At 67.4% G+C, this 13457-nt stretch carries 12 protein-coding genes; 6 read left to right on the forward strand and 6 right to left on the reverse strand.

Going from position 1 to position 13457, the window contains the following annotated elements; all coding sequences use genetic code 11:
• The first annotated feature begins 16 nt into the window (after positions 1-16).
• Genes VGV37_RS19790 through VGV37_RS19810 form a run of 5 tightly spaced genes read left to right on the forward strand, consistent with a single transcriptional unit; the run spans position 17 to position 5400 of the window.
• A complete protein-coding gene (locus VGV37_RS19790; protein WP_326881471.1) occupies positions 17-2287 on the forward strand; it encodes a bifunctional salicylyl-CoA 5-hydroxylase/oxidoreductase in 2271 nt (756 codons plus the stop codon).
• Positions 2284-3039 (forward strand): SDR family NAD(P)-dependent oxidoreductase, encoded by a 756-nt coding sequence (locus tag VGV37_RS19795; protein WP_326881472.1) that lies wholly within the window; start codon positions 2284-2286, stop codon positions 3037-3039. The genes VGV37_RS19790 and VGV37_RS19795 overlap by 4 nt, the downstream gene beginning before the upstream one ends.
• On the forward strand, positions 3039-3848 hold the full coding sequence (locus VGV37_RS19800; protein ID WP_326881473.1) for an enoyl-CoA hydratase family protein: 810 nt from the start codon (positions 3039-3041) through the stop codon (positions 3846-3848). Before VGV37_RS19795 ends, VGV37_RS19800 begins: the two co-directional genes overlap by 1 nt.
• Positions 3848-5005, forward strand: a complete 1158-nt coding sequence (locus VGV37_RS19805; protein ID WP_326881474.1) for an acyl-CoA dehydrogenase family protein — start codon at positions 3848-3850, stop codon at positions 5003-5005. The genes VGV37_RS19800 and VGV37_RS19805 overlap by 1 nt, the downstream gene beginning before the upstream one ends.
• A complete protein-coding gene (locus VGV37_RS19810; RefSeq protein ID WP_326881475.1) occupies positions 5002-5400 on the forward strand; it encodes a RidA family protein in 399 nt (132 codons plus the stop codon). The genes VGV37_RS19805 and VGV37_RS19810 overlap by 4 nt, the downstream gene beginning before the upstream one ends.
• On the opposite strand, the gene VGV37_RS19815 is transcribed toward VGV37_RS19810, so the two are convergent.
• The 4 genes from VGV37_RS19815 to VGV37_RS19830 form a co-directional block, all read right to left on the reverse strand.
• Positions 5387-5833, reverse strand: a complete 447-nt coding sequence (locus VGV37_RS19815; protein WP_326881476.1) for a GNAT family N-acetyltransferase — start codon at positions 5831-5833, stop codon at positions 5387-5389. The two genes, VGV37_RS19810 and VGV37_RS19815, sit on opposite strands and share 14 nt — an antisense overlap.
• Positions 5834-5835: 2 nt before the next feature.
• Positions 5836-7467, reverse strand: coding sequence for a diguanylate cyclase (locus tag VGV37_RS19820; RefSeq protein ID WP_326881477.1), 1632 nt, complete (start codon positions 7465-7467; stop codon positions 5836-5838).
• On the reverse strand, positions 7451-7858 hold the full coding sequence (locus VGV37_RS19825) for a response regulator (RefSeq protein ID WP_326881478.1): 408 nt from the start codon (positions 7856-7858) through the stop codon (positions 7451-7453). Before VGV37_RS19825 ends, VGV37_RS19820 begins: the two co-directional genes overlap by 17 nt.
• 81 nt (positions 7859-7939) lie before the next feature.
• On the reverse strand, positions 7940-11080 hold the full coding sequence (locus VGV37_RS19830; protein WP_326881479.1) for a response regulator: 3141 nt from the start codon (positions 11078-11080) through the stop codon (positions 7940-7942).
• 221 nt (positions 11081-11301) lie between these two features.
• On the opposite strand from VGV37_RS19830, the gene VGV37_RS19835 reads away from it, so the two are divergent.
• Complete coding sequence (locus VGV37_RS19835) at positions 11302-12702, forward strand: sigma-54 dependent transcriptional regulator (protein WP_326881480.1); 1401 nt, start codon at positions 11302-11304, stop codon at positions 12700-12702.
• A 21-nt stretch (positions 12703-12723) separates the two neighbouring features.
• On the opposite strand, the gene VGV37_RS19840 is transcribed toward VGV37_RS19835, so the two are convergent.
• Positions 12724-13308 carry a hypothetical protein gene (locus tag VGV37_RS19840; protein WP_326881481.1) on the reverse strand — a complete coding sequence of 195 codons (585 nt, stop codon included), beginning with the start codon at positions 13306-13308 and terminating at the stop codon, positions 12724-12726.
• On the reverse strand, positions 13305-13457 hold a 153-nt coding region (locus VGV37_RS30355), incomplete at its 5' end, for a cation transporter dimerization domain-containing protein (RefSeq protein WP_414638044.1). The genes VGV37_RS19840 and VGV37_RS30355, both read right to left, overlap by 4 nt.

Here is a 13457-nt window from a genome sequence, read left to right on the forward strand (position 1 = left end):
TTTCGAGGAGGCCGACATGAAGATCGTCTGCATCGGCGGCGGACCGGCCGGGCTCTATTTCGCCATCCTGATGAAGAAGGCGAACCCGGCCCACGAGGTCACGGTCTATGAGCGCAACCGGCCGCACGACACGTTCGGCTGGGGCGTCGTATTCTCCGACCAGACCTTGGAGAACCTGAAAGGCGGCGACCCGGTCAGCCAGGGCCGCATCATCGACAGCTTCGCCCATTGGGACGATATCGACATCCATTTCAAGGGCCGCTGCATCACGTCGGGCGGCCACGGTTTCTGCGGCATCGCGCGTCGCCATCTGCTGGCGATCCTGCAGGATCGCGCGGCCGAACTGGGCGTCGACCTGCGGTTCGAGCAGGAGGTCGGAAGCCTCGATGGCTTCGCCGACGCCGACTTGATCGTTGCGGCCGACGGCATCAACAGCCGGATCCGCGCCGCTCATGCCCAGCATTTCCGGCCCCAGATAGCGCTGCAGGCCAACAAGTTCACATGGCTCGGCACGACCAAGCTGTTCGACGCCTTTACCTTCATCTTCGTCGAGACCGAGTGGGGCTGGTTCCAGGCCCATGCCTATCGGTTCGACCGGGAAACCTCGACCTTCATCGTCGAAACACGCGAGGAAACCTGGCGGGCAGCGGGGCTGGACGAGGCCGATACCGCGACCACGACGGCGTTCTGCGAACGCCTGTTCGCGCCCTGGCTCGACGGCGCGCCGCTGATGGCCAACAGCCGGCACCTCAAGGGTTCCGACTGGATCAATTTCCCGCGTGTCGCGAACGAGACCTGGGTGAAAGGCAACCTCGTGCTGATGGGCGATGCCGCCCATTCGGCGCATTTCTCGATCGGGTCCGGCACCAAGCTGGCGCTGGAGGATGCGATCGGGCTCGCCCAGGCCTTCCAGCGTCTTGGCGACGACGTGCCAGCCGTACTCGCCGCCTACGAGGCGGAGCGAAGGATCGAGGTGCTGAAGATCCAGTCGGCCGCGCGCAACTCGACCGAATGGTTCGAGCATGTCGACCGCTATGCCGGGCTGGAACCGGAGCAGTTCGCCTATTCGCTTCTGACCCGCAGCCAGCGCGTCAGCCACGAGAACCTGCGCCTGCGCGACCGAGGCTATGTCGAAGGCATGGAGCGGTGGCTCGGTGCCAGGGCCGGCGTCGATCGACCGACCGCGCCGATGTTCCTGCCGTTCGGCCTCAGGGCGATGCGGCTTGCCAACCGCATCGTGGTCTCGCCGATGGCGACCTACAGCGCCACGGACGGTATGCCGGGCGATTTTCACCTGGTGCATCTGGGCAGCCGCGCGCTCGGCGGCGCCGGCTTGATCTTCACCGAGATGACCTGCGTGACGCCCGAGGGGCGGATCACGCCCGGCTGCGCAGGCCTTTATACCGACGCGCAGGCCGCAGCCTGGCGGCGCATCGTCGATTTCGTCCATGGGCAATCCGGGGCGAAGCTGTGCCTGCAACTGGGACATTCCGGCCCGAAAGGCTCGACCAAGCGCGGGTGGGACGGCATGGACGAACCGCTCGATGCTGACAATTGGCCGCTGCTGGCGCCGTCGGCCGTGGCCTGGGGCCCCGGCAACCAGGTGCCGCATCCGATGGACCGCGCCGACAGGGATGCGGTCCGCGACGCGTTCGTGGCGGCGACGCGGCGCGCCGAGGCGGCCGGCTTCGACATGATCGAGCTTCATGCCGCCCACGGTTATCTGCTGTCGGCCTTCATCTCGCCGCTGACCAACCGGCGCGACGACGAATATGGCGGCAGTCTTGCCAATCGCCTGCGCTTTCCGCTCGAATTGTTCAGCGCCATGCGCGCGGTCTGGCCGGCCTCGAAGCCGATGTCGGTGCGTATCTCGGCGACCGACTGGGTGCCGCACGGTGTCACGCCCGAGGATGCGGTCGAGATCGCCCGGGCGTTCCAGGCCGCCGGCGCCGACCTGATCGACGTTTCGGCCGGGCAGACCTCGATCGCGGCGAAGCCGGTCTACGGCCGGATGTTCCAGACGCCGTTCGCCGACCGGATCCGCAACGAGGTCGGCATCGCCACCATGGCGGTCGGCAACATCACCGAGGCGGACCAGGCGAACTCCATCCTGTCGGCCGGGCGCGCCGATCTGGTCGCCCTGGCGCGACCGCATCTGTCCGATCCACACTGGACCTTGCAGGCGGCCGCCCGGCAGGGTCATCGCGACCAGGCGTGGCCCAAGCCCTATCTGCCGGGTAAGGCGCAGCTCGAACGGTTGCTCGCCAAGGAGGCGCAAAGCCCATGAGTGACAAGCCATTGAAGGGATTGAGCGCCGTCGTGACCGGCGGCGCCAAGGGCATCGGCTTCGCGATCGCTCGACGGCTGTGGCAGGAGGGCGCCGACCTGGTGCTGCTCGGGCGCGATGCGGCGGCGCTCGACAGCGCCGCCGAGGCGCTCGATTGCTCCCAGGTCGCGGCCGATGTGACGGATGCCGCATCGCTCGAGCGCACGTTCGGGCTGATCGGGCATTTCGATATTCTGATCAACAATGCCGGTGCGGCGCTGACCAAGCCGTTCGGCAAGCTCGAGCCCGACGATTGGCACGCCATGCTGGCGCTCAACCTGACCGCAGCCTACCACACCAGCCGGCTTGCGCTGCCGGGTATGCTGGCACGCCGCTGGGGCCGCATCGTCAATGTCGCCTCGACGGCGGGGCTCAAAGGCTATGCCTATGCCACGGCCTATTGTGCTGCCAAGCACGGGCTGATCGGCCTGACCCGCGCACTGGCGCTGGAGACGGCCAAGACCGGCGTCACGGTCAATGCGGTCTGCCCGGGTTTCACCGATACGGACCTGGTCGCCCGCGCGGCCGATCTGATCGAGAGCAAGACCGGGCGCAATGCCGCCGACGCGCGGGCGCATTTCGCCAGCTACAATCCGCAGGACCGGCTGATCCAGCCGGACGAAGTGGCCGATGCGGTCGCCTTCCTGTGCCGGCGCGAGGCCGCCGCCATGACCGGCCAGTCCCTGATCGTGGCCGGCGGAGAGGTGATGTGATGGATTTCCACGATTTCACCCCGAAGCATTTCCAGTGGCGGCTGGACGGCAAGGTCGCGACCATTACGCTCAACCGGCCGGAGCGGAAGAATCCGCTGACCTTCGGGTCCTATGCCGAGTTGCGCGACACGTTCCGCGCCTTGACGACCGCCGAGGCGGTCAAGGCGATCGTCATCACCGGTGCCGGTGGGAATTTCTCGTCGGGCGGCGACGTGTTCGAGATCATCGGCCCGCTGACCGAAATGAAGATGCCGGAACTGCTGGGTTTCACGCGTATGACCGGCGACCTGGTCAAGGCGATGCGCGCCTGCCCGCAGCCGATTTTCGCAGCGATCGACGGCATCTGTGCCGGTGCCGGCGCCATCATGGCCATGGCATCCGATCTGCGTTACGGCACGGCCGAGGCCAAGGTCGCGTTCCTGTTCAGCCGGGTCGGCCTGGCCGGCTGCGACATGGGGGCCTGCGCCATGCTGCCCCGGATCATCGGCCAGGGACGAGCGGCGGAACTGCTCTATACCGGCCGCAGTCTGGGTGGCGTCGAAGCCGAACGCTGGGGCTTCTTCAACGGGCTGCTGCCGCGCGCGAGCCTGGCGGAGGAGGTCGCAGCCATGGCGGCCCGCCTGGCGGATGGCCCGACCTTCGCCCATGGCATGACCAAGACGATGCTGCACCGGGAATGGGCCATGGACCTGGACACTGCGATCGAGGCCGAGGCGCAGTCCCAGGCGCTGTGCATGGCGACCCAGGATTTCCGCCGGGCCTACGACGCGTTCGCCGCGAAGCAGACCCCCAAGTTCGAGGGCAATTGATGGCCGACAAGAGCTATCTGCGCTGGCCGTTCTTCGACGATCGCCATCGGGCGCTCGCCGACCGGCTCGAAGCCTGGGCCGGTCCGGCGCTGGCCGATCCCCATCACGGCGATCTCGACGCGACGTGCCGCGCCCTGGTCGCGGCCCTGGGCACGGCCGGCTTCCTGGCTGAAGCGGTGCCGGAGGCGGGAGCGCAAGCGCTCGACGTGCGCAGCCTGTGCCTGGTGCGCGAGACCCTGGCCCGTCATTCGGCACTGGCCGATTTCGCCTTCGCCATGCAGGGGCTCGGCACCGGTTCGATCAGCCTGTTCGGCACCGACGCCCAGCGCGCGCGCTACCTGCCCGCTGTGGGCGCCGGTCGGGCCATCGCCGCCTTCGCCCTGTCCGAACCCGACGCCGGGTCCGATGTCGCCGCCATGGCCATGAGCGCAACCCCGGTGCCCGGCGGCTGGCGCCTCGACGGTGTCAAGACCTGGATCTCGAACGGCGGCATCGCCGATCACTACGTGCTTTTCGCCAGGGTGGGCAATGTCCCGGGCACCAAGGGCATTGCCGCGTTCATCGTCGATGCCAAGACGCCGGGGCTGCAGATTGCCGAGCGGATCGAAGTCATCGCGCCCCATCCGCTGGCGACCCTGCGCTTCGAGAATTGCGTCGTGCCCGAGACGGCGCTGCTGGGCCAGCCGGGTGAAGGCTTCAAGATCGCGATGGCGACCCTCGACATCTTCCGACCGACGGTCGGCGCCGCCGCACTGGGCATGGCGCGCCGAGCCTTCGACGATGCGTTGACGCGGGCGAAGAGCCGCATCATCGGCGGCAAGCCCTTGGCTGACCAGCAACTGATCCAGGCCAAGCTCGCCGACATGGCGCTGCAGATCGATGCCGCGGCCCTGCTGGTCTATCGGGCGGCCTGGACGCGCGACGTGGAACAGCGGCGCATCACGCGCGAAGCGGCGATGGCGAAGCTCTACGCGACCGAGGCGGCACAGCGGGTGATCGACGACGCGGTGCAGATCTTCGGCGGCCTGGGCGTCAAGCAGGGCGTCAAGGTCGAGGAACTCTATCGAGAGATACGCGCGCTCAGGATCTACGAAGGAGCGAGCGAGGTGCAGAAACTGATCATCGCCCGCCAGACTTTGCAGGAGATCGCGCCATGACCGCGCTCCGCTTTCTCCAGCCACCCGGCTGGCCACGCCCCAAGGGCTATTCGAACGGCGTCGCCGCGACCGGCGAGACGATCTTCGTCGGCGGCCAGATCGGCTGGGACGAAGCCGGCGTGTTCGCCGAGGGTCTTGCCGCCCAGGTCGAGCGCACCTTGTCCAACATCGTTGCCGTGCTGGCGGAAGCCGGCGCCGGACCGGGCGACATCGCCCGGCTGACCTGGTACCTGGTCGACATCGACGACTACATGGCCCGGCAGGCGGAGGTCGGTGCCGCCTATCGCCGCGTGCTCGGCCGGCATTTTCCGGTCATGGCGGTGGTCCAGGTCGTGCGCCTGGTCGAGCGTCAGGCGCTGGTCGAGATCGAGGCGACCGCCGTCAAGGCGCCGTGACCGGCCGGCGGTAGAACAGGTCCCAGTCCTCGGCGCCGGTCTGCACGAAGCCGTGGCGCTCGTAGAAGCGGATCGCCGCACTGTCCCTCAGTACGGTCAACACGACCGGCTTGCCGACCGCATCCGCCTCGGCCAGGAGGGCCCGCAGCACGGCGGAGCCCAGCCCGCTGCCCTGGAACCGTGGATCCAGATAGAATTGATCCACTTCCAGTTCTCCGCCCTGGGGCTTCAGCGCCACACAGCCGGCAAGCGTGTCGCCGACCAGGACCAGACGGGTCACCGCCGGCGAGAAGGCGGCCCGAAACCGGGCGCGCGCCCGCTGCGGGTGCCAGCGCCCGACCTGTTCCAGCGAAGGGCGCATGGCGGCATGCCGGATGAGCAGCAGGCGTTCGAAATCATGCTCGTCGGCACGGGCGAAAGTGAAAGGCGACACCCTCAGTTCTCCGCGACCCTGATCGCTCCGGCGCCATCTTTCTTCGCCTCCAGCAAGGCTGCCTCGGCGGCTCGGACCAGCTCGGCGGCGGGATGCTGGGGGCGGGCGGGCGCGATGCCGGTGCTGAAAGTGGCTGATGCGGCCACCTCGGCGCCGCCATGGACGATGCCGGCGAAGGCGAGCCGGATCCGGTCGAACAGGTCCTCCGCCATGTCGGGCTCGGTCTCGGGCAGCAGGACCGCCAGCCGATCGCCGCCGAAGCGGCCGATGACGTCGCTCCGTCGAAGACGGCGGCGCAGCAGCAGGGCCAAACTGCGCAGCACGCCGTCGCCGACCGGATAGCCGTGGCGCTCGTTGAGCGCGCGGAAGTGGTCGATGTCGAGGATGGCGAGCGTCAGCGGCCGCTCGATCCGATCCACCCGGGCGATTTCCGCCGCGATCCGCCGGTCGAACGCGCGATGGGTCGCCAGGCCGGTCAGCGGGTCCTGCGTGATGAGCGCGTTGAGGGCGCGCCGCCGCTCGGCACGGGCGGCGACCGCGACGCGCAAACGATTGGCCGGAACCGGCTTCACCAGGAAATCATCAGCGCCCGTAGCGGCCGATGCGAGTTGCCGCTCGACCTCGACGGCACTCGCCAGGAACAGGATCGGCAAGGTCGACCAGGTCGGGATTTGCTGGATCACCGCCCCCAGCTCGGCACCGGTGCAATCGGGCAGGGCGGCGTCCATCAGCAGCATGTCCGGTGGGAAATCGGCGAGCGCTTCCAGAATGCGGAGCGCGGCCGGCGCCACGCGCGCGCGCATTCCCGCGGCTTCGAGCAAGCTCGCGGTCCGATTGGCCTCGACCGGATCGGCACCCAGCACCATAACGCGGTAAGGCGCGTGATCGTCGATCGTCGCCAAATGGTCGAGCCGACCGATCAGTTCCGACACCTCCGATGGCCAGGGCAGGAAGATGTCGATGCCGGCACGGGCGGCGGCGAGCCGCATGCCGATGTCGCCGCGCCCGGCCAGCAGCACGGTGGGGATTTTCGGATCCCGATCGATGTTGAGCGCGGCCGCGGCCGAGATCGCGCGATCCGGCGGTCCGGCGCCGCTGCCGTCGATCAGCACGACGACGGGCTCCAGCTCCGCCACGGCGATCTGCAGCGCCGCGGTGGTGCCGAAGGCCTCGGGATGATATCCGTATTGCCGCAACTGCTCGATCAGACCGGCGGCGCGGTCGGGCGTTCCGTCCAGCAGGTAGAGCGTCTTGGTCGCCCGGCCGGGGCGCCGCGGCGCGGCCACCTGCACGCCCGCGGCATCGACCGTGCCGGCGGCGGTCAGACCGTCAGCCGCCTTGCGGATCGCACGCTTCTGGTCGCTCGTGGGATCGCCGGCCTGGGCCAGGGACTGGGCGATCAGTCGCTCCAGCCGGGCGGCGCATGCGGACAGCTCCGTGAAGCCGAAGGTGCCGGCCGAACCCTTGATGCTGTGGGCCAGCAAGCGCAGATCGGCCGCGACCCCGTCCGGCCAGACAGCGTTGGTGGAGGGTTTCAATCCCCTGACGCGCGACAGACGCTGCGGCAGCTCCTGGACGAAATTGTCGCGCAGCGCCGCTAGTCTGCGCTGCAGGTCCTCAACCGTCCCAACCATGATGACGCATCCAGATTTCCGACACGGTCTGGGCGACCGTCATCGGATCAAACGGCTTGGCGAGGACGTCGAGCGCACCCAGTTCGAGCAGCGCCTGAACCTCGGCGCGCTGCGCCTTGGCCGTGAAAAACACAATCGGAACCGCCGACATCAGGTCGATCTGGCGCAGGGCCGCGAAGGTTTCCGGCCCATCCATCCGCGGCATCATGACGTCGAGCAGGATGAGCTCCGGTTTGAAAATTGGTGCCAGAGCGAGCGCGCTTTCGCCGGATTCGCAGGCATGGACCGTGAACCCGCCCATCACCTCGAGTGCGATCTTGGCGACTTCGCGGATATCCGGTTCGTCGTCCACATACAGGATGCGGCTGAGGGCTGGGAACCGCTCGCTCACGACCGGCCGCCTGCGGGTCGGGGCTGCATCCAACGGTCTATCGACAAGGTGCGTCCTCTGGGATCCATGCTCGACCTCCGATCATGACGATGTCGGGCTTTCCGAATGATGAACAGGATCACTTGCCAAAGCGGCGGGACTATGGCGGCCACCAGCGAGCAGGGCCTCGATGTGATCCAGCAGCTCCGTGTTGCTGGTGACGGATTTCAGCAGCACGTCCGCGACCTCGCGGGTCTTGGTCGGATCCGGCGCCTGGGCGGAGAAGATCAGCACCGGCGTCAGGCGATGGACCTTGTGCTCGGTCAACAGGGTCAGGAGCTCGTAGCCGGTGCCGTCGGGCAGGCCCAGGTCCAGGATGATCAGGTCGAACTGCTCGCGCGTCAGCAGGTCGATCGCCTGGCGCCGGGTTCGAACGCTGGTCATCTCGGCCCGGCTGCCGACCAGATGCTTCAGCACCGACGACAGATCCTCATCGTCTTCGACATGGAGGATGTTGGCCTTGCCGGCCCCGACCGGGCGCATGGCGCCGGCAAGGGCCTGGGTCAGGCGGTGCGGATTGATCGGCTTGCCGATCCAGTCGAGAATGCCCAGCACGCTGCCGTTGACCTCGGCATGGGCTTCCTCGGCGCGGGCGGAAACGATGATGACCGGCAGGTTGGCCGTTTCGGGCGCCGCGCGCAGTCCGCGCAGCAACGCGATGCCGTCGCCGTCCGGCAGCAGCAGGTCGAGGATCAGGGTGTCGAACGGCTCTTCGGCCAAGGCCGCCTTGAGCGCCGCCGCGGTGTGAACCAGGCGGGGGCTGGAGCCGCGCCGGGCGATCATCTCGCCGATCAATTCCGCAAACATGGGATCGTCTTCGCACACCAGCACGCGCTTCGGCATCGCCGGCGGCTGGTCCCGGATCGAAAGCGGCGCCGCCGGCAGGTCGAAATAGAACGTCGTGCCCTGTCCCTCGGCGGTCTCGAAACCGATGCGTCCGCGGAACCGCTCGACGATCGCCTTGGCGATCGACAGACCCAGGCCCGTGCCTCCCTTGGCGCGCCGGTCCGAACTGTCGGCCTGGGTGAAGCGGGCGAACAGGCGCTCGCGGAACGCCCCCGGGATGCCGTCGCCGTGATCGCTGACGAAGACCCGCACCGTGTCGGCTTGGAGCCTCGCACCAACCTCGACCTGGCCGCCCTCGGGCGAATATTTGACCGCGTTGGAGACGAGATTGTTCACGACCTGGATGAAACGATCGGCGTCGACCCGGATTTCCAGATCGGGCTCCAGGGGTACGAGCTTCAGATTGACGCCGCGCGGCAGGCCATAGCCGCGGTTCGCCTCGACCGCCTGGCGCAAGAGCGGCATCAATGCCTGCGGACTGAGATCGAAATCCATGTGGCCTTGTTCGATCTTCTCGATGTCCAGAATGTCGTTGATCAGCCGTGTCAATCGCTGGCAATTGCTGTTGGCGATGTCGACCAGCCGCTTGGCGCCGTCGGGCAGCGCGCCCATCGCCCCGCCGGCCACCAGGCCGAGGGAACCCTGGATCGACGTCAGGGGCGTGCGCAGCTCGTGGCTCACCGTCGAAACGAAGGCGCGTTTGGCGAGGTCGGCCTGCTTCCATTCCGTCGAATCCAGGATCAGCCCATCCCAGATCAACTCGTCCTCGTTGGCGTGACGGGGAAAAGACAGGAAGCGCAGCCATTTGGCCCGGCTGGCGCGGTCGTCGGTTTCCCGGGCGCGGAATTCGAAGAAGACCTGTTCCTGGCGTTCGGCCGAGCGGGCGAGGGCGGCCACGAAAGCCTCGCGCTCTTCCGGCGGCATCAGGTCGAATACCGCATCGTCCACGCCGACCAGGCTTTCCGGCGTCCGCCCGATCAGATCGGTGACGCCTTCGCTGATATAGGAGATGACGAGCGTGCCATGCGGCCGGCCGTACAACCGCAGGATCGCGCCCGGCAGGTTCGCGGTGACCGAGCGCAGCCGGCTCTCGCTTGCCGCCAGCGCGACCTCCCGTTCCGAGATGGTCGTCACGAAAAATTCCAGCGCCTGCGCCATGTCGGCGATTTCGTCGCTGCCGCGGGTATCGATGGTGGCGGCCTGGCCGGCGACATGGGTGCGCATCGTCTCCTGCAGCCGCCGCAGCCGGCTGATCACGCCGCGCCGGATGAAGATGAGGATGCCGACGGCGCCAAAGACGCACAGCAGGCTGAGCGCGAAGATCAACTGGTTGCGCTGGTTGGTCAGTGTGGCGACGGCGACGCTCGTGTCGAGGATCTCCCGCTCGATGTCGTCGGATACCTTCGCCGCCGCGGAGTCGAACCGATCGGCGAACAGTTTGTTGGCGGCGAGGGACGATTGGATCTGCCGCGCGGTATTGATGAGGTTGCCCCGCGAGGCCAGCAGGCCGTCCTCGCCGCCGGCGAGCATGGCGAGCGAATTCTGCCAGGCGCCCGTTTGCCCCCGTGTCGGTTCGGGCAAATCGTTCAGCACCCGGTTGCCGAGCGTCAGCCGCCCTTCGACTTCCTTGCGGACGGTTTCGAGGGTGGCCGCGTCGGTCACGCCATAGCTCGCGAGCAGGGCGGCGATCAGCTGGCCCGAATTGAAGCGCCAGACATGGAAGGCACGCGACGCGGTCTCCTCGACCGCGAGGTCGGCGGCAAAGCCGTCGAGCCGTGCCTTGTTCGCCCCCTGAGCGATCAGGTCCTGCAACCGCGTGCTGGTCGGCCGGTCCGGCAGGCTGTCCTCTGGCGCCTGCAACGCCTTCAATTCCTCGTCGAGCACCGATAGCTGGTGAAACAGACCACTCATCCGTTGATCGAGATCGAGTTTCCGTTCCACCGCATGATCGAGCACGGTTAGATTGTCGAACAGGCTGGTCCTGAGCTGGGTCAGCATCGCGAAGCGGTCGCCGCCGATGCCGTTTTCCCTGAGGCGTTTGATGAATTCATCGAGCGCCGTGACCTGGTCGACGATTCTGAGGTCGAGCGCGCGGCGGGCGAACTGGCTGTCGGCGACCACGAGCGCCGGGGCGGAGGCGATGATCGATTGAGCCTGTTGCGAGAGCTGGGACGCGGCGCTGATGACCGGTAGGTCGACGGTCACGATTTCGTCGAAATCGGTGCGCAGATGGGCGAAAGACACGGACGCGATGGTGCCGACCAGAACCGTCAGCCCGGCGAGGAGCATGAGACCGATCGTGAGACGGGCGGCAATTTTAAGGTGCAGGATGGGCATGCCTAGTTCCCGGTGCGCGCGAATCCTAGGCGACCCGGCGCCTTCGGATCGGACCAACCACGACCGGGATTATGACAGGGGATGGCGCATCCGGCCAGAGATTGAACGCCTCCTCCGGGGTTCGCGAGAAAATAGGATAGGTTGTGACGGGCGCGGGTCTTGACCAGCGGGTGAATGGGCATTCTTCTCTATCGCGTACGAGGCGGAAAGTGGTGAGCGCGATGCCGATCGAAACCGGCAATCGACCGAAGGTTCTTCTGGTCGAAGACGACCCGACGCTGTCGCGCCTCTATGTCGCCTATCTGGAGCGCGCGGGTGTGGAGCCCTGCCACGCCGCCTCGGTCGCCGAAGCGAAGGCGCTGCTGGCCGATCACACGCCTTCGGTCGTGCTGCTGGACCTCATCCTGCCCGACGGCCACGGTTTCGAGGTTCTGGAAGCTCTGCGCGACGGCGAATTCGATGCTCCGGTCATCGTCGTGACCTCGGGCGGGTCGATCTCCTCCGCCGTCCAATCGATGCGGGCCGGGGCCTATGATTTCCTGGTCAAGCCTTTCAGCCCGGAACGGCTGCAAGTGACGCTGACCAACGCACTCGAATTGCGCCGGCTGAAGCGGATCGAGCGCACGTTGACGGCCGAAGGTGGCGGCAATACGGACGGCTTCGAAAGCTTCATCGGTGTTTCGCCGGCCATGCAGGTGGTCTACCGGATGATCCGGGATGCGGCGCCGTCGAAGGCCGCGATCTTCGTGACCGGCGAAAGCGGGACCGGCAAGGAACTGGCGGCGGAGGCGATCCATCGGCGCAGTCCGCGGGCCGGCGCGCCGTTCGTCGCGATGAATTGCAGCGCGATACCGCGCGACCTGGTCGAAAGCGAGCTGTTCGGCCATCTGAAGGGCGCATTCACCGGCGCCCACGCATCGCGTGAAGGGTTGGCCAGCCGCGCCGATGGCGGCACCATGTTTCTGGACGAGATCGGCGAGATGGATCTGCCGCTGCAGGCGAAGCTGCTGCGCTTCATCCAGACCGGGACCTATCAGCCGGTCGGCGGCGATGCGCTGAGGAAGGTCGACGTCCGGTTCGTCTGCGCCACGAACCGCGATCCGCTGGGCGAAATCAGCGCCGGACGCTTCCGCGAGGATCTTTACTATCGGTTGAACGTGGTGCCGATCCTGATGCCGGCGCTGCGCGAACGCGGCACCGACATCATCCTGATCGCGCGTCACTACCTGAACCAGTTCGCCGCCGAGGAGGGCAAGAGCTTCGACGGATTCGATCCGGAAGCCGAGCGGTTGCTGCTGGCCTATCCCTGGCCCGGCAACGTCCGGCAATTGTCGAATGTGGTCCGCAACGTCGTCGTGCTCTCGCCGGGCGGGGTAGCGACGGCCGCCATGCTGCCCGCTGTCGTCCGGGAGGCCGCACCCCCCCGGCTCACGGTCCCGGCGGCAATGCCGGTGCCGGCCGGGGGGACCACCGTCCGGCCGATGGCGATCGTCGAGCGGGAAGCGATCGAGGCGGCGCTGGCCGTGGCTGGCGGCAACGTCGGCCGCGCCGCGGCGCTGTTGGAGATCGATGCCTCGACGATCTATCGCAAGAAGCGGGAGTGGCCGAAGCCGGGCAGCTGATCCATCCGGTCGACCCCGCGCCTACCTGCGGAGTGGCTGGCCGTCCAGGCCGATCGGTACCGTCGCCACGAGAAAGCGGCACACCTTGTCGCTGTCGTCGACCAGCGGCAGGACGACCCGCTCCCAAGCAGCCGTGCTCACCGCCATCGCCGGGCCGTAGTGGGACCAGACCGGCTCCCGGCGCAGCATCGCGGCCCGATAGAGCGCCATGGAGAATTCCCGGATATAGGTCGAGGCCGGATGGTCCGACAGCATCCTGCCGGTCATGTCGAACCCCGAGACCGTGCCGGCGATCGTGCCGAACAGCCGGTATGCGAAGTCGCGGCCGTCGTCGACCACGTCGACCAGCAGCAGGTAGCCGAGTGTCGGCGCGAGCAGTACCGGATCGACCAGGCGGATCCTGGGGGCGCCGAGGGAGACCACCGCCCGATCCCAATGATCGAGCGCGAACTTCAGCACTTTCGGCTGCAGATCGTCGACCGTCGGCCGCCATTTGATCGAGGGTCCGCGGGCTCCGTCGCTGTGGAAGACGCTCTCGATTTCTCCGGTTTCGTTTTCGAGCAGCAAGCCTTTCCATCGCTCGATCCGGTCCCAGTCGACGGTCATGCCGGCTCCGTCGCCAAGGGCAACGCCGGCGGCTCGGCGTGGACGATGATCCGGCGGACGCCGTCGATCTGTCCGCGGATCTTCTGTTCCAGTGCCGAGACGGCGTCATGGGCATCCTCGACCGAAGCATCCGGCGGGACATGGCAATG

The organism is Aliidongia sp., assembly GCF_035943795.1.
Lineage (GTDB): Bacteria > Pseudomonadota > Alphaproteobacteria > ATCC43930 > CGMCC-115725 > Aliidongia.

What these genes read in the sequence shown, in the direction of transcription:
- VGV37_RS19790 (WP_326881471.1), top strand. Translation starts at nt 17, where the DNA reads ATGAAGATCGTCTGCATCGGCGGCGGACCGGCCGGGCTCTATTTCGCC.
- VGV37_RS19795 (WP_326881472.1), top strand. Translation starts at nt 2,284, where the DNA reads ATGAGTGACAAGCCATTGAAGGGATTGAGCGCCGTCGTGACCGGCGGC.
- VGV37_RS19800 (WP_326881473.1), top strand. Translation starts at nt 3,039, where the DNA reads ATGGATTTCCACGATTTCACCCCGAAGCATTTCCAGTGGCGGCTGGAC.
- VGV37_RS19805 (WP_326881474.1), top strand. Translation starts at nt 3,848, where the DNA reads ATGGCCGACAAGAGCTATCTGCGCTGGCCGTTCTTCGACGATCGCCAT.
- VGV37_RS19810 (WP_326881475.1), top strand. Translation starts at nt 5,002, where the DNA reads ATGACCGCGCTCCGCTTTCTCCAGCCACCCGGCTGGCCACGCCCCAAG.
- VGV37_RS19820 (WP_326881477.1), bottom strand. Translation starts at nt 7,467, where the DNA reads ATGGTTGGGACGGTTGAGGACCTGCAGCGCAGACTAGCGGCGCTGCGC.
- VGV37_RS19830 (WP_326881479.1), bottom strand. Translation starts at nt 11,080, where the DNA reads ATGCCCATCCTGCACCTTAAAATTGCCGCCCGTCTCACGATCGGTCTC.
- VGV37_RS19835 (WP_326881480.1), top strand. Translation starts at nt 11,302, where the DNA reads ATGCCGATCGAAACCGGCAATCGACCGAAGGTTCTTCTGGTCGAAGAC.
- VGV37_RS19840 (WP_326881481.1), bottom strand. Translation starts at nt 13,308, where the DNA reads ATGACCGTCGACTGGGACCGGATCGAGCGATGGAAAGGCTTGCTGCTC.